General features: G+C 43.7%; 17 protein-coding genes. 6 read left to right on the forward strand and 11 right to left on the reverse strand.

The genetic code is table 11. The annotated features are described in order from the left end of the window. Positions 1 to 47: 47 nt before the first annotated feature. Both FHS68_RS03665 and FHS68_RS03670 read left to right on the forward strand, forming a co-directional pair. Positions 48 to 2,171 carry a bifunctional aldolase/short-chain dehydrogenase gene (locus FHS68_RS03665; RefSeq protein ID WP_167267297.1) on the forward strand — a complete coding sequence of 708 codons (2,124 nt, stop codon included), beginning with the start codon at positions 48 to 50 and terminating at the stop codon, positions 2,169 to 2,171. Positions 2,172 to 2,259: 88 nt separating this feature from the next. After that, a complete protein-coding gene (locus FHS68_RS03670; RefSeq protein WP_167267298.1) occupies positions 2,260 to 3,543 on the forward strand; it encodes a sugar isomerase in 1,284 nt (427 codons plus the stop codon). Positions 3,544 to 3,600: 57 nt separating this feature from the next. Here FHS68_RS03670 and FHS68_RS03675 read toward each other — a convergent pair whose 3' ends face one another. After that, on the reverse strand, positions 3,601 to 4,620 hold the full coding sequence (locus tag FHS68_RS03675; RefSeq protein WP_167267300.1) for a GntR family transcriptional regulator: 1,020 nt from the start codon (positions 4,618 to 4,620) through the stop codon (positions 3,601 to 3,603). A 139-nt stretch (positions 4,621 to 4,759) separates the two neighbouring features. Continuing rightward, on the reverse strand, positions 4,760 to 6,070 hold the full coding sequence (locus FHS68_RS03680) for a DUF6600 domain-containing protein (protein WP_208408158.1): 1,311 nt from the start codon (positions 6,068 to 6,070) through the stop codon (positions 4,760 to 4,762). Between the two features lie 304 nt (positions 6,071 to 6,374). Between FHS68_RS03680 and arfB the strand changes: the two genes are divergently transcribed. Beyond that, positions 6,375 to 6,782 (forward strand): alternative ribosome rescue aminoacyl-tRNA hydrolase ArfB, encoded by a 408-nt coding sequence (gene arfB / locus FHS68_RS03685; RefSeq protein ID WP_167267302.1) that lies wholly within the window; start codon positions 6,375 to 6,377, stop codon positions 6,780 to 6,782. A 33-nt stretch (positions 6,783 to 6,815) separates the two neighbouring features. Beyond that, on the forward strand, positions 6,816 to 8,057 hold the full coding sequence (locus FHS68_RS03690) for an MFS transporter (RefSeq protein WP_167267304.1): 1,242 nt from the start codon (positions 6,816 to 6,818) through the stop codon (positions 8,055 to 8,057). A 22-nt stretch (positions 8,058 to 8,079) separates the two neighbouring features. Here the strand turns inward: FHS68_RS03690 and FHS68_RS03695 are convergent, their stop codons facing one another. From FHS68_RS03695 to FHS68_RS03725, 7 genes are all read right to left on the reverse strand, one after another. Then, positions 8,080 to 8,415, reverse strand: a complete 336-nt coding sequence (locus FHS68_RS03695; RefSeq protein ID WP_167267306.1) for a DUF6984 family protein — start codon at positions 8,413 to 8,415, stop codon at positions 8,080 to 8,082. Between the two features lie 8 nt (positions 8,416 to 8,423). After that, the gene (locus FHS68_RS03700) at positions 8,424 to 9,605 is read right to left on the reverse strand and encodes an ATP-binding protein (RefSeq protein ID WP_167267308.1); all 1,182 of its coding nucleotides are present in this window, start codon (positions 9,603 to 9,605) and stop codon (positions 8,424 to 8,426) included. A 92-nt stretch (positions 9,606 to 9,697) separates the two neighbouring features. Beyond that, positions 9,698 to 10,729 (reverse strand): hypothetical protein, encoded by a 1,032-nt coding sequence (locus FHS68_RS03705; protein WP_167267310.1) that lies wholly within the window; start codon positions 10,727 to 10,729, stop codon positions 9,698 to 9,700. A 76-nt stretch (positions 10,730 to 10,805) separates the two neighbouring features. Beyond that, entirely contained in the window at positions 10,806 to 14,231 is a 3,426-nt protein-coding gene (locus tag FHS68_RS03710) for a PVC-type heme-binding CxxCH protein (RefSeq protein WP_167267312.1), read from the reverse strand. A gap of 115 nt (positions 14,232 to 14,346) precedes the next feature. Next, the gene (locus tag FHS68_RS03715) at positions 14,347 to 14,913 is read right to left on the reverse strand and encodes a Uma2 family endonuclease (RefSeq protein ID WP_167267314.1); all 567 of its coding nucleotides are present in this window, start codon (positions 14,911 to 14,913) and stop codon (positions 14,347 to 14,349) included. Positions 14,914 to 14,995: 82 nt separating this feature from the next. Then, positions 14,996 to 16,201 (reverse strand): DUF763 domain-containing protein, encoded by a 1,206-nt coding sequence (locus tag FHS68_RS03720; RefSeq protein ID WP_167267316.1) that lies wholly within the window; start codon positions 16,199 to 16,201, stop codon positions 14,996 to 14,998. Positions 16,202 to 16,253: 52 nt separating this feature from the next. Beyond that, positions 16,254 to 16,637, reverse strand: a complete 384-nt coding sequence (locus FHS68_RS03725; RefSeq protein WP_167267317.1) for a hypothetical protein — start codon at positions 16,635 to 16,637, stop codon at positions 16,254 to 16,256. A 71-nt stretch (positions 16,638 to 16,708) separates the two neighbouring features. On the opposite strand from FHS68_RS03725, the gene FHS68_RS03730 reads away from it, so the two are divergent. Together FHS68_RS03730 and FHS68_RS03735 are read left to right on the forward strand one after the other, a co-directional pair. Further along, positions 16,709 to 17,692, forward strand: coding sequence for an AraC family transcriptional regulator (locus tag FHS68_RS03730; RefSeq protein WP_167267319.1), 984 nt, complete (start codon positions 16,709 to 16,711; stop codon positions 17,690 to 17,692). An 83-nt stretch (positions 17,693 to 17,775) separates the two neighbouring features. Further along, on the forward strand, positions 17,776 to 19,080 hold the full coding sequence (locus tag FHS68_RS03735; RefSeq protein WP_167267321.1) for a hemolysin family protein: 1,305 nt from the start codon (positions 17,776 to 17,778) through the stop codon (positions 19,078 to 19,080). Between the two features lies 1 nt (position 19,081). On the opposite strand, the gene FHS68_RS03740 is transcribed toward FHS68_RS03735, so the two are convergent. Continuing rightward, entirely contained in the window at positions 19,082 to 21,430 is a 2,349-nt protein-coding gene (locus tag FHS68_RS03740; RefSeq protein ID WP_167267323.1) for a PDZ domain-containing protein, read from the reverse strand. Positions 21,431 to 21,501: 71 nt separating this feature from the next. Then, positions 21,502 to 22,191 (reverse strand): SDR family NAD(P)-dependent oxidoreductase, encoded by a 690-nt coding sequence (locus tag FHS68_RS03745; protein WP_167267325.1) that lies wholly within the window; start codon positions 22,189 to 22,191, stop codon positions 21,502 to 21,504.

Raw genomic sequence — 22,191 nt, forward strand, 5'->3', positions numbered from 1 at the left:
GAGATGGCCTTATACCTTAAAAATGATAAATAATCAACTTAAAAAATATGAGCAGTTCTAAAGTAAGCCAGTATCAATATGTAAGCTATTTATGGGATGACGAAAAAGCAGCTTCTCTTGGTGACGATCAGGTTGCACTTCTCTTATATCGTTCCAATCTGCTCGGCGCCGATCTTCGTCTAACTAACTACGCTGGTGGGAACACGAGCTGTAAGACCATCGAAAAGGACCCATTGACTGGAAATCCGGTTGAGGTAATGTGGATAAAGGGTTCTGGCGGAGATATTGGTACTTTAACAAGAAGCGGACTGGCAGGGCTTTATTCGGATCGTTTACATAGCTTAAAAAACATATATAGGGGTTTAGAGTTTGAAGATGAAATGGTGGAGCTTTTTAACCACTGTATTTTTGATCTCAAATCGAAGGCTCCTTCCATTGATACTCCTTTACACGGACTCCTGCCTTTCAAACATATAGATCACCTACATCCCGATGCATTGATCGCCATCGCCGCCTCCAAAGAAGGAGAAGCGATTACTAAAGAGTTATTTAACGGTGAGATTGCATGGGTGCCCTGGCAGCGACCGGGCTTCGACCTTGGTTTGCAGCTGGAACAATCGCTGGCCGATAATCCTGGAATACGGGGGATTGTTTTAGGTGGACATGGTTTGTTTACCTGGGGTGATACGGCTTACGAATCTTATATCAATACATTAGATACCATCGAAAAGGCTTCGGAGTATCTGAATGAGAATTATGGTAAAACTCGTCCGGTCTTTGGTGGTGTAAAACTTGAAAGTGAATCTCCGGAACGAAGGACTCAAATCGCAGGCAAACTAGCCCCTTACCTTCGTGGGCTGGCTTCTGATAAACAGACCATGATTGGTCATTTCACAGATGATGCGAGGGTTTTGGAATACATTGCAAGCAATGATCTCGCTAAGCTTGCGCCCTTAGGTACAAGCTGCCCCGATCACTTCCTGCGCACAAAGATCCGTCCGCTTGTTCTTGACCTACCTTTTGAGAAACTGGATGGAACAGATCAGGAAATCCTTGATCAAGTTCGCCCTCAATTTGAAGCATACCGTGTTGATTATCAAGCCTATTACGATCGCTGTAAGCACAGCAACAGCCCCGCGGTGCGCGATCCGAACCCGGTGATTATTTTATTGCCAGGGGTGGGAATGTTCTCATTTGCAAAAGACAAGCAAACAGCCCGCGTCGCAGCTGAATTTTATATCAATGCAATCAATGTAATGAAAGGCGCTGAGGCTATTTCGTCATACGTCTCACTGCCCGAACAAGAAGCGTTTGACATCGAATACTGGCTTTTAGAAGAAGCAAAACTTCAGAGAATGCCGAAGGAAAAGTCAGTTTCCCGCAAAGTGGCTTTTGTAACAGGTGGCTCAGGGGGAATTGGAAAAGCGATTGCCCAAAAACTATTGCAAGAAGGCGCTTGCGTCGTTATTTCTGATATCGATGAAAAGGCGCTTGCTGAGACCAAGGCCGAATTTGACTCAAAATTTGGGAAGGATTTTTCGTCGACTACCATTGCAAATGTTTTGGATCCCGAGCAAATCAAAGCAGCGATACATGAAACTAAACTTAAATATGGCGGTCTTGACATCGTGGTAAATTGCGCAGGGTTGTCCATTTCAAAACCACTTGCCGAGACTACCATTAAAGACTGGGATATTTTGCAGGATGTTTTGGTGAAAGGCCAGTTCCTGGTATCTCAAGAATCGGTTGCCATTATGCGTCAACAAGGATTAGGTGGAGATATCATTAACATTGCCAGTAAAAACGGGATCGTCTCAGGACCAAATAATGTGGCTTATGGAACTGCAAAAGCAGCACAACAGCATATGACACGCCTACTGGCAGCTGAACTTGGGCCGGACAGGATCCGCGTTAATGTAGTAAATCCTGATGCAGTTATCGCTGGCAGCAAGATCTGGGAAAGCGGCTGGGCGGCTGGTCGTGCCAAAGCTTATGGGATTAAAGTCGAAGAATTACCTGCCTATTATGCCAAAAGAACGGTTTTGAATGCTGAAATACATACGGAAGATATTGCAAATGGAGTGTACATTTTTGTGAGCGGGCTGCTGAACAAAAGTACTGGCAATGTCATCAACGTCGATGGCGGGGTTCCCGCCGCGTTCTTGCGGTAACTTAAAACTTGCCAGGTTTAAACTTGCCAGGTTTAAACTTGCCAGGTTTTTAAAACCTTGCAAGTTTTGTCTTAAAAACCCAATTAAAATGAAACTAGAACAATATCAGATTGATCAGCACAATGACAGCTTGCTGTCTAAGCATAACAATCAATACATATTTATTAAGGAACAACTCGGCGAGCAGGGCATCAATGCGAATGAAATTGTAAAAGCGTTGGAGGCGTTTCAGGTTGCTATCCCCAGTTGGGCGCTTGGAACGGGTGGTACACGTTTTGGCAGATTTTCGGGAGGCGGAGAACCGAGATCTTTGGAAGAGAAAGTAGAAGATGTTGGTCTTTTGCATGCGCTTAACCATTCGAGCGGTTCCATTTCTTTGCACATTCCTTGGGATATCCCTGAGCAGGCACAATCAATTATTGCATTGGCCTCGTCATTGAACCTTCAGTTCGATGCGGTTAATTCAAATACTTTTCAGGATCAGAAGAACCAGGAACATTCTTACAAATTCGGATCGCTATCTCATGTTGATGCCGCAGTTCGTAAACAGGCTGTTGCGCATAACATTGAAGTGATTAAGTATGGAAAGGATTTAGGTTCAAAAGCATTATCAATCTGGTTATCAGATGGTTCATGCTTTCCAGGCCAGTCCAACTTTGTAAAATCATTTCAGTACACACTGGAATCTTTACAGGAAATTTACGCGGCGCTTCCGGATGATTGGAAGGTATATGTTGAATATAAAGCCTATGAACCCAACTTTTATTCAACTGTCATTCAAGATTGGGGCAGCTCCCTTTTATTCTGCCAAAAACTGGGTCCGAAAGCAGATGTGTTGGTTGATCTTGGACACCATTTACCCAACGCTAACATTGAACAAATCGTCGCGACATTAATGATGGAAGGCCGACTAGCAGGATTTCATTTCAATGATTCCAAATACGGTGATGATGATTTAACAGTAGGCAGTATCCGGCCTTATATGCTGTTCCTGATATTTGTTGAGCTGGTTGAAGGAATGAAACGGGCAGGAAGAGCCAGTGACACTTATGCATGGATGATTGATGCAAGCCACAATGTCAAAGATCCCCTGGAAGATCTGCTACAATCTGTTGAAGCAATTCTTCTTGCTTATGCGCAGGCATTGATGGTCGACCGCAAGAAACTGGAATTCGCTAGAAGTCAAAATGATGTAGTGCTGGCACAACAAATCCTTCAAAATGCATTCAGGACAGATGTACGTCCGCTCGTTCGCGAATCCATGCGATTGAGTGGAGGGGCGCTGGATCCGATTGGTTTGTTCAGAAATCTTGGTGTACGCTCTGAGTTGATGAACGAAAGAGGAAAAGTGACCGTCGCAACCGGCCTATAAAATTTAAGCCCTGAGAATAATTGATTTGATTCATCTCAGGGCTTTTTTGCATACATTTTACAATGATTTCCTTCTGATCAATGTAAAAGGATTTTTGATAACAGCCCTTCTATTCTCAGTGATCAGTTCCGCAGCCGTCTTTCCCATTTGCTCATGATCGGTGGAAATGGTCGTGATACCATCGAGCAAAATCTCTTTCAGGGGCGTCTCGTTATAGGAAATGATCCCAATGTCTTTGCCGATGGCCAGCTGCTGTTCCCTGCATTTTTTGATCAGGTTGACCAAGTCGTTTTCCTCGATAACCACATAAGCAGTATCTTTAATGGCCGTGCTATTCTCATGGAAATCATACATGATTTCATGTTCAAACTCATGTTGAATGCAAAAAACCCGGAAGCCTTTAATAATTTCCTTCGGGTAACGAATGATGGTTGGAAAAATGAGGATAAGCTTTTTGTAGACTCTCAGCAAGTCAATTGCTTCGTTCAATGCGGAAACGATATCTTTTTCAAAATTCTGAAAAACGGAAGAATGCTTTTTACTGCTTAGTTCGAGGTCTTTATCAAGTAGAATAAGCTTTTCAGGAGGGATCATTTTGAGTGTTTCAATGGCTTCCTCCGCTTTCTCATAAAAATGGGGCATAATCACATAGTAATCGTATTCGCCCAGACTGTTCTTGATGAGATTTTTAAAAATATTGACATTGGAATGATGAATATGGAGGTCAACATTCACATTCCGGCCGATATTCTCAACAAATGCATTGTAAATCTGTTTCTTATAATTACTAATCTTATTAAAAACTAAAAGAATCCGCAATGAAGTTTCAATGTCGACGCGGTTGATGAAATAACCCTTACCACGTACAGAAATCAACACGCCATCTTTGATCAGATGCTTGTAAGCTTTTTCAACCGTATCCCGGGATAGCAGGTATTCCTCGCTTAACTGGTTGATTGACGGAATTTTATCACCTCTTTTTAATTTTCCTTTACTAATCGCTTGCAGAAGCGATTTAATGATCTGCATATATTTTGGAGCACTCTCCTTAAACTCAATATCAAACTGTATTTCCATTAAACTCTGCTGGTTAGAATAAGCTAAAAATAATACATTTCTCCCGCAATCATTGGTAACGCTCGTGCGGTGCAAACAAAAAAACAACCCGTCGGAAGATCGGCTTTCCGGCGGGTTGTTTTAGCATCAAACTACACTATTATCTTGGAGAACGACTGCTTCGTTCCGTAGTGCTTCTTTGTTGACTCGGCTGAGAAGACCTCTCGCTGCGTTCATTTCCTCTTGGCTCTGCACTTCTTTCAACCCGGCTTGAACGCTGAGGCGATTCATAAGAACCTCTGTTTGCCCCGGAATTTGGTGATTCGCTGGACCTGTTAGACCTGTTGCTTCTTTCACTACCATAATTGGGTACGCTCTGTTCTCGGCTCGGCTGACTCTGACGAGGCTCCTCATAACGGTCATTTCTACTTTCTGCGGGTACTGACGGCTCCGAGCTTCTGCTTCTGTTAGACCGACTATCGTCACGGCTCGGAGAAGGAATCGTTGGAACATTGCCCGAGCGATCGTTTCCTCTGCCGCTATTGTCGGAGTTGTCACCAATGCGGCTGTTGTCAGAACGCTCATTTCTTCCGCGACTATTGTAATCATTATTACCACGATTGCTTCGGTCAGAACCTGCATCAATTACTGCACCGCGACGGTCCGGCTCATTTCTGCTGTTGCGGTCATTACCTCGGGAATCATTACCGCGAGTATTATTGTCCCGTGAATTGTATCTGTCGTTTCCACGAGGGTCGTTACCGCGTCCCGATTCTGCGACGATCACACGTCCTCTTCCACTCGCACTGGCATCAATGGTTCTTACAGGCACACTTCTTCTGGTAACACGCTCAATCTCATCACGTCTCGGACCGTAAACATAGGTTCTGTTATTGCTCCGATAGTAGTTATTGATGATCACGGTTTGATTGTAAACCTGCGTAAACCTTCTTTGGGGTGCGCAGTAATTACGCCAGCCGCGGTAAGTAATGTAACGTTGCGGAACAAAGTTCCACCAGAACGAGGGTGCATTAAACGATACATTAATGCTTATGCCAGGTCCAAGCGGTGCCCAGCCATAATATCCTCCGCCTGAACGCCAGTTTACCCAAGCAGGGCCCCATTCGTAGTCAGGTACCCAAAACCAGCCGTTGTAATCATCAAAAGACCAGCGGCCATAGTGGAAAGGAGCCCAGCCCCAATCGTAGTCCGATACCCAGGTGTTACCGTATTCAGTTACTTCCCAATAACCGTCTGTAGAATAAGGTTGGAAGCCTCGGGGAACGTCGGGTATCCAAACAGAACCGTATTGAGGGTTACGCACCCACCTGCCATAAGGGGACAAATCATTATAAAAAGTTTCAAAGGAAACGCTGAACCCGGGCTGTGCCTGAGTTGTATTGGAAACCGCAACACCGCCGAGCATTAAGCTAAACAAGCCGAGGATCCGAAGAGTACGCATGGTGTTCATGGCCGTATGATTAAATTGTTTTCTGTTTTTAAAAATCGTTTCTTGGACATAACTTTTTGCATTCGGTTTAATAACTCTAAAAAGATGTGATTTCTGTTAAAATGGTTGAAAAGTTTAAATGTAATCACCTGCTTTTCGATTTTAGTGATAAAAGGAAGTTTATTCTGCTCAAAATCAAACTGTTATAGGTCGACCCCTATTGCGAAGTTTCTGAATCTGTTTCAAGTAAGACAGTTCAGTGCCCATTGACCCCTATTTCTACAAAAAACCTTAACAAGCATTAACAATATTTCAAGACCAAATAATGATTAATCCTGAAATTCTTCATGATGAACTGGTCTTTCAAACAGCCAGAAGTGGTGGCAAAGGAGGACAAAATGTGAACAAAGTCGAAACCAAAGTAGAGTTGAGGTTCGATGTTACTGGTTCTAGTGCGCTAACCGACGAAGAAAAACAAGTTCTTTACGAAAAACTGGCTAACAAGCTGACTAACGATAAGGTTTTGGTCCTGTATCATCAAACTGAAAGATCGCAGCTTGCAAATAAAGATAAGGTAATCGCCAAGTTTGATCATTTGATTATTCAGGCATTTACAGTCCAAAAGTGCAGGCGGGCTACGCGCCCTACATTGGCCTCGAAGGAAGAGCGGATGAAAACCAAGCAGCGCAACGCCAATGTTAAATCTTTGAGAAAGAAGACTTTTGAAGAATAAACTCAGACTCCTTCCTGAAATATAAATCACTCCATGCAATCCGCTATTCCTGCTCAACCAAAAATTAGCGCAGTACTTACCCTTCCCGTCATTGTGGCCTCACTCGGCTATTTTGTTGATGTTTATGATCTCCTGCTTTTCAACATTGTGAGGGTTCCGAGTTTGAAAGACCTGGGGCTGACGGAAGAGGAAATTTCCAAAATCGGGGCAAATATCTATAACTGGCAGCAGGCGGGATTGCTGATTGGCGGCTTCATGTGGGGGATTTTGGGCGATAAAATGGGTAGGCGATCGGTCTTGTTTGGCTCCATCCTGACTTATTCCCTTGCAAACATTGCTTGTGGGTTTACGCAGAATGTTGAGATCTATTCTCTTTTACGATTTATCGCGGGCCTGGGACTGGCAGGTGAACTGGGAGCTGGCATTACCCTGATCGCCGAAATCCTGCCAAAAGAATTAAGAGGATACGGCGCTTCTGTGATGGCAAGTGTGGGTCTTGCAGGAGCAATAGCCGCTTTTTTTGCAGTTAAGCTTACAGACTGGCGAATGGCTTATTTCATTGGAGGTGGTATGGGGCTGGTACTGTTGGTTTTGCGGCTGAATGTGCTCGAATCGATCGTTTTCAATAAAAGTATTGAAAGGCGAGGCCCCAAGCCTGTTCCCTGGTGGACTATTTTTACGAGCTGGGCGAGATTCGTGAGATACCTCAGGTGTATGGGGATCGGTTTGCCTACTTACATGGTTATTGGGATTTACTCAACATTTGGAAATGAATTTGCGAAAGCATTAGGTATTTCAGGAGACATTCAGGCGAGCAGCTGCGTGCTCTACACGTATATAGGGATAGTTACGGGAGATTTTTTCAGCGGTATCTTAAGCCAGTGGCTGCGTTCCCGAAGGAAAGCGATTTTGCTGATGATGTCCATGACCTTGGCAGGCGTCGTTTGGCTACTTTACGGCGGTATTCAATCTGCTACTGTACTTTACCTTTGTTATACCTGGCTAGGATTTTCCATTGGCTACATTGCAATGTTCCTGACTACCACTGCCGAGCAATTCGGGACAAATCTGCGGGCTACTGTTACCACATCCGTTGCAAACAACGTAAGGGCAACTGTTTTGATCACATTACCATTATTTCAACTTCTGAAACCAGGCTGGGGCGTTCTCAATTCCGGCGCAATTGTGGGCGTGATATGTTTTTCTCTCGCTTTACTCTCGCTTTGGAAAATGGAGGAAACCTACGGTAAAGAGCTGGATTACGAAGAATTATAGCTCTTTTTGACTGGTATCTGACCTATATTTTACCAAAAATTAATTTATCGGGCGTTGGATATTTGAGGAGCTTTGAAAGATCCGTTTTCCAGAAATCCAGGTCTAACAGTTGCCCCTTATTGTCTTTGGTTAAGGTAATGACAACAGGAGTTGAATCACTGTCAATGTATTCAACCTGTATCAAGTCACCGTCGTAACCATCTACATCTCCGCCTAAACTGATACTGCCCATCTTCCCGCACTCATACTCATCCACATTGTCGCTGAAAGGATAATGCGCAGGATTCAGATCCAGCTTTTGGAGTAAAAAACGGATCAGGTCAATTTCGTTTTGCCTGATTGGTCGGATGTTGGTCATGTTTTGATTTAGAAAATGGATCCTCCCCAAATAAAATTGACAAAGTTGCCGGTATTAGGATGTCGTCCGATTAGCGTTACATCTGTTATTTCGAGCATTTTCGCCCGGCTAGACAAAGTCGCAAGATCCTGGGCTGTGCATGTCTCTTTTACTTCAATTGCTTTTTTCTTATCAAGAATAAAATCTATTTCCGTTCCTGAGCTTTTTTCGAAATAGTTGATATTGCCAACTCGTGCCAGTTGATTGGCAATTGCATTCTCAAAAAGTGCGCCGCTGCTAACTTGTCCTGCAACCCTTAACAGACCTGTGTCGGCGAAGTACAGTTTTGGCTGTTTGCTTAATTCTTTATCAATACCTCCGGTCAATGGCTTCACAACCTGAATCAAGTAAGTGTATTCCAGCAAGTGCATGTAATCTTTGATCTTATTGCGATTTAGGCCGATTAAGCTGGAAATTTTGGAATGATCGATTCTGCTTCCAACCCTTGTGGACAACAATTGAATTAACTTATAAAGTGTGTCGCTTACACTGAAATCGGATAAAAGCTTTATATCCAGCTCGATATAAGCATTGAGTACGTCTTTTAAATAATTGATTTTGGCTGATTCTGAATTGGCCAGGACAACTTCTGGAAAGCCTCCGAATTGGAGAAATTCTTCATAATGCCCTTTCCAGCGATCATAATAAATAGGTAGAAAAGTTTGAAAGCGTTCCGCTTTTAAAGTTGAGGTATCCTCATTTTTGAAAGTCAGAAATTCTTCAAAATCAAGAGGGTACATTTCAAAAATCTGCTTCCGCCCTGAAAGGCTCTCCGAGAAATGGTTTTTGAGATAAAAGGAACTTGAACCTGTGACAAGGAATTTGATATCATATGTGTCGTATAGACTTTTTATGACGCTGGTGCTATTAGCAACTAACTGAATTTCGTCGAGCGCAAGAACTGCCGGTTGGTCAAAATTTAGTCCAAGCGCCTGAAGCCCCCGTTCAATGTCGGTATATGAATTTTGATTAAATAAAGCTCGGTTCTCAACACGTTCCAAATCAAGATATAGCTTATTTGGATGAGTGATTTTGGTTAATAAGTATTTCAGAGTCGTCGATTTGCCAACGCGCCTCATTCCGGTTATCACCGTCGCCTGTTTCTGCTTTAAATGCAGCTCTAACTCGTCAAATAATTTTCTTTTGTGCATTTTATCGGATATTGTGCACGAAAATAATGCAAATTATCGGATAATATGCACAGATTTTGTGCATATTATCCGATACGATATTTTTGATCAGTTCAGGAAGCCACCTTATTCCGCCACTGCTCGGCCTTCCTCCCAACAAACCAAAACGAAAGGGCAAGCAGCGCGAAGAAGATGCCTTTATTTGTTCGGTCCCAGAAGTATTCGAAATAGCGGGTGTAGATATTGAGAAGGAAGAATACCAGGCAGAGGTCGCGTAACGTATCCAGTTTTTTTTGAAATGCATAATAAATCAAACCGATCAGGACAATGGTGAAGCCCAGCGCCCAATACCAGAAATAGCTCTGCTTGAGCTGTTTCCAACCGGTATAATCATCATAATTTCCAAACATCGATAATGTCCAGGCGGCAAGAAGAAAGAGGAAAAGGCCGACAGAGTAAGTAACTTCAGTGAGAAATTGCAAAGGTTTAATGCGCTGTGTTACAATAGAAAAACCCCAGATTACCAAACCTAGCAAAGTCATCCGTAGCGGATAATTCATCCCCAGAAAACGAAAGCTTCCACCAGACCAATAATAGGTCTGTGCTCCCCACCATCCAGCCAACGAAATGATGGCGACAGTCCAAAGTAGTGTGGAACGCAATAAAATCGCGATGCTCCCATAAGCGATTGTCGCTATCAGTAGAGGAATTGCATAATTGCTATTGGCATCGGAAAAGCTCCTTGTCCAATAAGTAATCGCAATTGCGACGGTAAGAATAATGGTAATGTTGTAAACCTCGTTGCTGGTTCGGGCTTTTGGGGAATGTGTTTGCCTTCTTTTGGCGAGGAAAACAAACACAGCAGATATCATGGTAAATCCGATACCTACTATATTTTCAGAAATACCCCATTGTTTTCTGAGCAGCTCAATCCATTTTTCGTCAATAACCAATGCCCCAAAAGCAAGTAGGCCGCAGGAAATAGCCGATATCAATGCATAAATAGCAATTGCATCAGCATTGGAATTTCGCAATTGATAGCTACCTCTCAACTCGCCAGCCAATTCTTCAGAAATCATTTTTTTGTCTTCCCAAAACTGAATGGCTTTACCAACAATCTCCGCCCCTTTCTTGTCTAATTCCATTTAAGTGTTTTTAGTGTGAGATTCAAATTGCAAAAGCCCGGATATTTTCGATCCGGGCTTCTTTTCACTTCAAAAATTACTTCTTCAATCCGGATAGGAATTCTACCACATCCCTGATTTCCCTTTTGGACATAACCGTACCCATTGGCGGCATACTCGACGGCACATTTTCTCGCTTTGCAATCCTGGAAACCGCAACTTTCAGCGGCTCAGCTTCTGATGTTTTTAAAACCAATTCATGATCATTTTCCTCTGCAAGGATTCCGGCAGCATTGGTACCATCCTTTAATGTGAGCATTACCATACCAAATCCCGGAGATAACCTGGCACTTGGTTCAACTAGAGCCTGTAAAATTTGTTCCCTGGTCAGGACATTGCCAATGTTGGAAAGAGATGGACCGACTTCACCGCCCTGACCACCAATTGAATGGCAACGCACACATTCAGCTGCCGAGTTGGTCAGGAAATAACGACGTCCAAGTTGTGCATTCCCACCAAAAAGGGCATCCTGAAAATCTGCGACAGTCATGCCGTTTGTTCGTAGAGGAGCCAATTTAGCAATCAAACCGGCAGATTTTGTTGAATCCACCGCTTCTCCAAGATCTAGTGCAAGACTTGGCTGCAATTTTTTATCCGACATTTTACCGATCAGGTCAGTGAAGATACTTTCGGTTTTGGCAACAGGAAGACTTCCCAAAACCCGCATCATTTGCTGCTGTTCCCGGATACTACCTTTTTCAAAAATCGTTTTAGAAATGTCGCTCAATGTTTCCTTTGACATATTTACGCTGCCCACCATTCCCAAAGCAGCTGTGCGAACATCGGCGTCGGAATCAGTCATTCCTTTTTTCATGACCGTTTCCATATCAGCATATTTCAGCTCGTTCAATGCGACCAGCATGGCGGTCCGTACTTTCGGATCCTTGCTGTCGTCCAGTATTTTGGCTAAGGCTGCATTATTGTCAGATACACCCAGATTGGTCAGCATTTGAGCAGCAGCAATTAATATTGCAGGATCATTATCTGCCAGAAGATCTGCGATAATGGGTTGCAATTTGGCTTTTATTGTTGCTGGATTTTTCTCCGCTGGCCCGCGATATCTGCCATCAACCCGGTCCATAACGGATGGACTTGCCCAGGTTCCGAGCGTCGCCAATGCTTCTGCCCTTATATTTTTATCAATATCCTTTCTTTTTGCAAAAGCGATCAGATCATTAAGCTCGGCTTCTCCGCCAACTCTCAATGCTGCATTAATTGCGCGGCGAAGCAAAGGCTCCGACGTGAACCTTTTCTCATTCAAAAGCGAAGCCAAAGCCGGTAACGCTGCGGAGATCGAAAGGTCATCATTGATGCCGCGGGCTGCTTCTGCTACAATGTATTCGTCTTTATCCTGCAAAAACAGGCTGATTTTTTCATTTTTCATTCTACGCAAAACCAGTACTGCCGCAATGCGAAGCGATTTTTCAGGGCTATTCGCTAAGGCTACGATAGGCTCAGCAACGCCAATGCGGGTTAGTGCTAAAACCGCTGCATGTCTGAGGTAAACGTCTTCGTCATTATTAGCCTTGATCATGTTAATAAGAGGCGCCACCGCATCCTTGTAAGCAATTCGACCAAGTGCCTGGGCAGCAAAAAACTCCACGCGCGGATTTTTGCTCGAAAGCATCGGAATAAGCATTGGGCCGGCTTCTGCAATTCGTTCGTCACCCAAAACCTTAGCAGCCTGAACAGTAATTTCCTCGTCCGAATCTTTTAATAGGGTCATGAGCACATTGGCATAAGCCTTATCGGTTCGTGCCAATTGTCCCATTCCCCAAACACCATGTATTCGGCCGAATTGATTACCCGTTTGCGCAATGGCTTTGTTTAAAACAACTCCACCTTTGGCTCCTCTCGACACAAGCTCAAACTGGGATTTCTGCCGAATCCGCATATCCTGATTGGAAAGGAGGGTTAGCAACATATCGTCCGTCTGTTTGGTATAATCCAATTGGATCAACCGCTTCGTTTCGATGCGGATTGCTTTCAGATCGTTTTTGCTATCCGTAACATCCAGTTTCCAGACACGGCCTGAGTTTTTGGTATCCCAGCCATTAATCCAGTCGGCAACATATAATGCGCCATCCGGGCCAAAACGGATACCAGTTGGCAAGATCCCGGTTAGGATATTTTTTTCACCATTTAATACGAATGAGGCTCCTTTTGGTTTCAAGCCAAATGACCAGATCGGTGAGCGGGCAGGGTTACCTACGAATTCAACCAGGAAAAACTTGTTTTTCCATTCCGATCCCAATGCCGTTCCAGGATTGTATTGCATTCCCGTCGGACCATTGTGGAAATTTTGGATTGGTGGGATAATATAGGCTGCCTGTCCGTTCCAGCGGGGTTTGAAAAGCTGCTCGTCCATCCATACTTTATAGCTATTATTCTTAGGATCAGTGTATTTACCATATTGCCAGTTAGACCGCCAGCCAGCGTCAGAGCCTTCCACCACGTGCACCAATCTCTCGCTTTCGCCAGGATGATCTCCATCGTTATCAGAACTGATCAGATTACCATATTCATCAAAAACAAACTCATGCGTATTGCGTAACCCGTGCGCGTAAACTTCGAAATCGCTGCCATCCGGATTGGAACGGGCAATGATGCCTGAATTTGGGTGTTCATGTTTTACGCCTTCGGCCGTGGTAATGTTCGCGCCGATGTCGCCAATGTTCCAGTAAATTTTTCCATCCGGCCCTTCAATTGGGTTGGACATACCGTGTCCGCTAAAACCAATATGTACACCATAACCATGGCTAATCGACGTTTTTTCATCCAAAACACCGTCCCCATTGGTATCTTTTAGCCTCCAGACATCCGGTGCAATCGTAACAAAAACATCTTTTGCCCTTATCAGCAAACCACCTGCAACGTCAGTTACCTCGTTGAAGAAATCATTCAATATCCTTGTTGATTTATCTGCAATGCCATCATTATCAGTATCCTCGATTTTCCAAACCTCATCTTTTTCAACCGCCAGGTCTTTCCAGTCATGAGATCCGTCTTTGTTCAAATCTTTTAACCAGTTATTTTCTTTACTTTTTTCAGGTGCAAATGTTTTATGCAAAAAAGCGCGACGGTCTTCAACGGTTTGCAGACCAATGGAAGCGGTCATCCAATTTCGGTAGCCCCTGATATCAAATTCAGAGTTTTTCTGACGATTGGTCCTGTTGAGATACACATTGCCCATGTCATCCGTGGCGATCGCAACCGGGTCTGGCGCGAGGGAATCGGATGCCCATAAGTCCAGTTTCAGGCCATCGGCCAATTTTACCGATGCTTTGTCGCGAATTTCTTTTGCCCTGGTTTTGCCCGTTGCGGGATCTTCTTTAACAACCAGCGCGGTACTGTTGGTCTTGGATGTCGAACCTGTCGGCGCCATTTTCATGCACGACACCACAATGACGGTGACGGTTGCGGCAAGGATCAGGGGTTTTTGTAAAAGTTTCTTGGAAATCATTGAGTTAATATTTTAAGGCAGAATTAGGGAACTTCGAATTAAGAGCATTCTTAAAATCGGAAGAGTTAAAATGAAATGGTTTTTACTGTCTGAAAGGGAGAATCAACTGGTAAACTTAATTAGAAGGATCAACCGAAAACAGCTCCGCGGCAGTAATGTCAAAATCTGATAAAACCGGCATTGCGGAACAAATGTCTGTTTCCGTGCAGATTGTAACGTTTTTTCGTGAGGTATACACATAAACTACCTCGTTTTCAGGATAAATATGCCATACAACCTTTACCATTGCATTGAAGTAATCAGCCAGTTTCTCTTCGACTTTTTCAGCATCATCGTGCTGGGAGATGACTTCGATCAGAAACTCTGGTATCGGTTCCTTTTCCGAAACAATGGAGGAATCAATCTGAGATCCGTTGAAGTAGGCAAGATCGGGGCGACGCATTTGAATGCCACTCAGCATTACGTCCTGTTCCATGATCAGAGCAGCGCCTTTTGAGAAGGAATAAGTGCGAAAAAACAGTTGTTGAAGCTTCCTTATAATGAACAAATGCTTTTTCTTCATCTTTTCGAACCTGATTATTTTTCCATCGTTCCATTCATATTTATAGCCATCAACAGACTCCCATTGAAGAAATTCTTCAAGAGTACGTGGTAAAACTGATGATGGGGAACGAAGTATCATAACCGAGCTACGAGTGATCCGTAAACTTACTAAAATCTGAAAATAACTTATTATTTATTGTTTAGACAAATGACATAGTTTCTCAAAACAATTCCAATTGCCCGCTATTCCCTCTCGCCTTTTTAGCCTTGCCTTTGACAGTCCTTCCTTCATATTTCCACGAATTATCCCGTTCCTGCTGTACAATGTCGTCGAAACGATTATTAGGCTGAAAGTCCTTTTCAAGCTTGGCAGAGACTTTTGATAGGTTTTTCAGTGCATCGGCTTTATCTCTTTCACCCATTTTCGCCTTTTGAATTGCCTTATCCAATGTCAAAATGGATTCGTCGTAAACGGTGATCGGAACGGGAAATGGATGGCCGTCTTTTCCGCCATGCGCAAAGGAAAATCGCGCCGGATCTGAAAATCTGGATGGGGTACCATGGATAATTTCACTGACCAGTGTTAAAGATTGAATGGTCCTGGGACCAACGCCTTCGAGTAACAGCAATGATTCCATATCGTTCACCGGATTGTCGTGCGCCAAGGCCAAAACTGCGCCCAACCGTTTCAGGTTAACATCTTCCGCCCGAACATCGTGGTGGCTCGGCATAATCAGTTTTGTCACTTCCCGCATAATTCTTCCGGGATTTTCCTTAGTCAGATCCAAAATCCCAGATCTGGTAGGGGCGGCGGCTTTATCAGTCAGGTTTAAAATGTTGCCCTGATTTTGGCCATAAATGAAGGTATGTGGCTCTTCTACAAAAGATTTGATATCGGGTGAATGCCAGTGATACCGGCGTGCAAGCCGCTCATTGGTATTCATGCCTTGCTGGATGACCGCCCAATTTCCTTCCACTGACAATACAAAGGAGTGCAGGTATAATTGAAAGCCATCCTGAATTGCCGTGTTATCCACCTTGGCAGACAACCGGCTGTTATGAACAAGCAAATTTCCGTCTAAGCCGGTTTTCTCCGCAATTGCCATTAATTCAGTTGGCGTCGCCCTCGAATGTTTTCCGCGTCCGCCGCAAATATAAATGCCCAACTCCTGCGATTGCCGGTTCACCGATTTTTTCAAAGCGCCCATGACGGAGGTAGTAATGCCCGACGAATGCCAGTCCATGCCCAAGACACAACCTAATGATTGAAACCAGAACGGATCGCTCATTTTTTGGAGTAATGCAGCTCTTCCATATTCTATTACAATCGATTCCACAATGGCTCCTCCCAGGCTGCTCATTCTCTGGGCTAACCAAACCGGCACTTTTCCGTAGTGCAAAGGCAAATCCGCGTGACCACTTTTCATATCTAATGTAAGTTACAAAAAATAGGAAAGTCACGGGATTTGCCTGCCTTATTCATCTTATCAGACTAAATTCTTTCAAACCCCTAATTTGAAGAAAGGCCATTAATGCAACCCAAAATGCAACAGCTCCAATCAAAAGATAACCCAATGAAGTCAAGCCAAACATTTGTGTGGCAATGATCATCACGCTTTCAAGTACCCAAAGAATATCGAGCGCAATAATGAATTTGATCCAGCTTTTGCTCAATGGATTTCTCCGGCTTTGAGAAAACACAATCACAGCAAAAACCGCAAGAAAGAGACCCACTGCAATGAATGCAATGTTTTGAGAAGAACCGAAGAGTTCAGCAATGTAGGATGGGAAAATCGCAAGCAATAATCCGGTTGCGCCCGATGTAAGGGCATTAATGATCAGGACATTTTTTAATGTTAACATAGTTATGTTGTTTTGATTACCTGACAAAATTAAATTCGCATCTTGCCATTAAATTGATATTTTGCGACAAAATGAAAATTCTGGCCCAACATCTTCAGCACTTTATTGACTATACCCAAGTAAGGGGTTTAGCTCCGGAGAGACTAGCCATTACCCTGGCAGGCCTGCCGGTGGGGTGGACCAAGGAAAATGCAGCATTAAGCGAAGAAGATTTTTACAAAGCATTAAAAATGCTCATACATGAAACGCGAGACGAATTTTTGGGCATTCGTTGCGGACAGTTTATTTCACTAAAATTGCTGGGGTTGATCTATCAAATCTCCATGCAGGTAACGACCGTGGAAGAAGCCTTTCATTATCTCGGTTCCTATCTCAATACAACCATACCTATTATCACAATAGAGAGTAATATCTCAATTGAGCGCGCGATTGTTCGATTCACAATTAACAATTCAGAAGATGATTGTAATCGTATTATTCTTGAAAATTGCCTGACGGTTATTTCAAAAGAATTGAAAATGATGACGGTTGATTCGCTCATCGTGGAACTTGGGACACCTTACCACCATTCCGGTTATCCGGCTGGCTGGTATATGGATTCAAATTTTACAGTCTCCTTTTCTCCCTCCATTCTCAAAGCAAATTTGAAAGACACTCAGCAACTTCATCTGGATATCCTGATTCCGGAATATCTCAAAATGGTAGAGCAGTTGAACGGTGGAAGCGGCTTTGCGGACAAAGTGAAATTAACAATGCTTTGCATGTCCGATCCCAAGTTGCCGGATATTCAGGCTATTGCAGATTCGCTGCATATGACGCCAAGGACATTGCAGAGAAGGTTAGCCAAGGAAAACCGGGCATTCAGGGAGATAGTGGACGAAATGAAAAAGCAAATCTGCCAATTTTTAATGTGGCATGAGCCGTATTCTATCTCTGGGATTTCCTATATACTTGGCTATTCAGAGCCTGCGTCGTTTATTCATTCTTTTAAAAAATGGTATGGCGATTCGCCCGTAAAATTTCGGAAAAAGCAGAAATATGCGAACTGGGAATAACTGTTTCCCATTTCTCAATGGTACAATTTTTGGTTAACATTCATCTTCATAACGCTTTCCAGAAATCACCTTGCCCCCGATAAATGGCTATCCAGGTTTTAATAACATTAGTGCTCGTATTGCTGAATGGGTTTTTTGTTGCCGCTGAATTCGCAATCGTGAAAATCAGGGCTTCTCAGCTTGAACAAAAAGCACAGGAAGGCAATAAGATGGCGATTTTGTCTAAGCAAATAGTGGCTAATCTGGACGGTTACCTTGCCGCAACGCAGTTTGGAATTACATTGGCTAGTCTCGGATTGGGCTGGATCGGTGAGCCAGTTGTATCCAAAGTATTGATAGGGGGTATGGAGCTGGTAGGTATCTCTCTTGAACCGGAACTTGCCCACCAGATCGCATTACCTGCTGCTTTTGCTATCATTACTGTTTTACACATCGTTTTCGGTGAACTGGCGCCCAAATCAATCGCGATCCAGCGGCCCGAGGCCACTACATTATTCTTATCCTATCCTTTGCACGGGTTTTTCCTAGTTTTCAGGCCAATCGTTTGGATACTGAATGGCATCGCCAATTTCATTTTAAAAGGAGTGGGGATTTCGCCGTCCCATGGCAGCGAAGTCCATAGCAGCGATGAATTGCGTTACCTGGTCCAGCAGCAGAAGGATAGTGGCATGATCGAAGCGGCTGATTATGACCTGATTAAAAATGCATTCAACTTTTCGGAAAGAATAGCCAGACAGATTATGATACCCCGGCCGCAGGTGGTTGGTGTTGATATCAATGATTTTAACGAAGCTAAGCTTGAAAAAATCATTGAAGAAGGCTATTCAAGAATCCCCGTTTACGAGGATACATTGGACCAGATCATTGGCGTGTTGCATTTGAAAGACCTGCTTTTAAAAATGCGTCAGGGTAAGGAGATCGTGTTGAAGGAATTGATCAGAGAAATATCTACCGTTCACGAATCGAAGCCAATTGGTGCTTTACTTCGTGACTTTCAGTTAAAACGTCAACAAATGGCGGTAATTATCGATGAATATGGAGGCGTAGAAGGCATTGTGACGATGGAAGATATTCTGGAAGAGCTTGTGGGTGAAATTCAGGATGAGTATGACAATGAGATACCCATTGTCAAGAATGAAAGCGATAATACCTACACGGTGCAGGGTTCGGCTTCAATCACTGATATCAACGACAAGCTTCCGCATGATATCTACAAAGAGGGTGAGTACGAAACATTGGCTGGCTACCTGATATGGAAATTTGGCAAAATACCGGCAGTAGGGGAAAAACTCAAAACCAAACATTACGAATTTACAGTGCTCAAAAAACAGCGCAGCACTATTTCTCAGGTGAAGATTACCCAATTGGATACCCAGAATATATTTTAGCCTATTTCAGGTTCAGCTTCAATTTCACGGTTTGCTGGTTTCTTAATACCTCCACGTCCATTTGCCCTGTCCAGTTCACTTGCTGACGGATTGCTTCCAACCGTACGACGTTTTCTGTCATTTCCTTATTTGCTGAGATAATAACATCATTGGATTGCAAGCCGCTTTTTATAAGAATACTTGAAGCGGGTACATCCACCACGATAACCCCTTTTTCGTCGGACAGCCCAAAAGCCGAGCGGTCGCCGAGGCCCTGCACATTACGGATTTTAATCCCGAGCCAGGTCATTTCCTTTACTGTTTTTTCCAAATCAGCATTCAAGAGCAAAGGGAAAGATACTTTCTGAGCGAGTTTTTTCAAGTTGTCCTTTCTGGTACCGAAATCATTCATCGGAAAATTTTTGAAACCCAGGATAATTGCAGTGCTGGAATTTTTGACCTGGTAGTTCCCGTGCTTTCCGTCGATAAATTGAGCATCGCCGAATTTGCTATGAATGTCGGTTTTGGCTGCCTGCGCACCTTTTAAATCCGCTGCACTGGCAAACAGATTGTAATCCACTTCTTTTCCCCAATCTTTTACCAGAATTGGAAAGTAAGGTCGCATAACGATATTTTTTGTGAACACATCACCGCTATTTTTGAACCAAACATGCGGGTGAAAGGAGTTATTGATCATGATATTGTTTTCGGCGATCCGATAAAAGCCTTCGCGGAATTTAAGCCCGCCGCTGAGCAAAACGTTATTGTAGATGTGGTAATTGCTGCTGCCATCGTCCAGATCAACGTCCCATCCATGGTCACATTTGAAACGATTGTTGCGGATAATCACCGTTTTCTGCGCATCCAGCAAGATTAATTCCGGATGTGCTGCCGCCAGACTGTCCATCGTTTTCCGGTTTGGATGCCAGAAGCGGTCACGTCCCCAGGAATTAAATGCCCCGTGATCCCCCGTTTCCATCACTGTTTCAAAAACATCATTATTTTCAATGAAATGCCCTCCCCAGGCCCCATCGCCAATGTTGATTCCAGCGCGAGGTACCTTATATATGGTGTTATGGTTAACTTGGATTTCGGAGGCCATCTCTATCTGTACACCTGTGCATTGCTTTTCAGTTTTTCCAATATCATGAATCAGATTATCCTCGGCGAAGCATTGGGACGGATAGTGATTGTTCTTAGGCCCGGGCGTTTTGTCCATTTTAGCATACGGGACAAAATTTTCATAACCGAAAGCAGCGGACCGAATAGCTGAACTATCCCCGACAAAACAGATGGCGCTGGACCCAATGTTGTAAATATGCGAACCGCTGACGCCCGACTTAACATTTCGACCCGTAATCATAACCGCATTTCCGCCGAGATTGGTAAATTCAGAATCGGTAATAACGCAGTTTTCCGTATTTTCCATCACCACCGCGCCGCCGCGGTAAATCATCCAGTCACTTCGCAGCAACGGTTCGTAATGTTCCATGATCGAGCGCTCGGTGTGCTCGAATTTGATGTTTTTGATGGTTACATTCCGCAGTGGATTTTCGTATGTCCCTCTTAATTCAATGATATGTTTGAGGTTCGAAACTTCTACATTGGCAGACTTCGGATCCAATCCTTTTGGTGGATAGAAATAGAGGGTATGGGATGCTTTGTCGTAAAACCATTCTCCGGGAGCATCCAGTTCTTCAAAAATATTCTCAACAAACCTTTGTTTTGGATGTAAAGGTGATGGTCGGTTGTTTTGCCAGCCGCCTTCCAATTCCAATTCTCCGTTTTTCACTCCTTTGATTTTATAATGAAAGCTTCCCCATTCGCCTTGATGCAATGCATGGACATAGCCTCCGGCCGGGTTTTTCCAATGTGAAATCCGGGCTGGACTGATCGCATCTTCGGCTGTACCATTGAAAACCCTTGCGGTGGAGTCATAATTGGGATAGCGGGCGATAGGCTGTTGTTTGCCATTTATAAAAAGCATTTCGAAAGCTGGCCCGTCTATTTTGGCTTTCAGGATATTGTCTTTATGAGTTTCCCAAGCCAAATCCAATTTTCGGCCAGCGCTCAGCGTAACCTTCTCATTCGCATAAGATTGTAAGTCAATTTGCTTATTTCCAAACCCTTTTGAAGTGATGATTAGCGGGTTTTTGAGATAATAGATACCTTCTCTCAGAATGATCTTCGAGATAGCTTGCGCTGCTCCGGCAGCTTTCACACAGGCCATTTCCGGCGTTTTCAAAGGCAATTGTAATGTGCCCGGATTCGAATCACTACCCTTTGGCGAAACATACAAAGTCTGACCCGCTACCGACCAGATTAATACCAGGGTAAGGATAGTAAAGATTGAGAGTCTTTGAAATATCATTAAAAAGTTTGGAAGGTGTCTTTATTTTTATCTCAACAAAATACTGGCGATGAAAAACCTAGGAAGACTAATCAGGCGTTGTTGTAAAGTTTAATGACCGTTTGCCGCATTTTTTTGCCAGTGTCACTTAACACAAACGCAATACCCTCAGCCATATCGGAGCCGGGGATCCATTTTGAAAAATCCGCGTCAGGCATAGCCTCTCGGTTATCGGGAGTGTCGATAATGCTGGGTACAATCACATAAGCTGTGATATTTTTAGACTTACCCTCCGCATTGATCATTTCAGCCAATTGGAATATCAGGGATTTGGAAAGTGCATAGGCAAAACTTCCTGCGCCCTGCTCCGCAATCAATGCTGGTCTCGCGCCGATAAATATAAATTGCCCGCCACCTTGTGCTTCGAAATGTGCTTTTAATGGTTTTACCAGATTAAAGGCGGTGAAAAAATTCTTGGTTATCATTTTTTCAATGTCACTATTACTGGTATCTGCCAGCTTTCCGGGGGCAAAACCACCTGCTAAAAAAATGCCGGCACCAATGGAACCGGCATTCTCAATTGCCTTTTTGACAAATTCATTTGATTGGTTCGCGTCAGCTAGATCCGCAACATAACTTGTCACATTTTCGACATCCGAATAAGCAGCGCTTTTGCTTTCACGAACATTGATATGCATGCCATAACCAAGCTCATTGAGTTTCTTAACTACATCCTTTCCCAGATTACCCGTAGCGCCGCTGATCAAGACCTGATTTTTCAT

It is taken from the genome of Dyadobacter arcticus (assembly GCF_011762185.1).
GTDB classification, from domain to species: Bacteria; Bacteroidota; Bacteroidia; order Cytophagales; family Spirosomataceae; genus Dyadobacter; species Dyadobacter arcticus.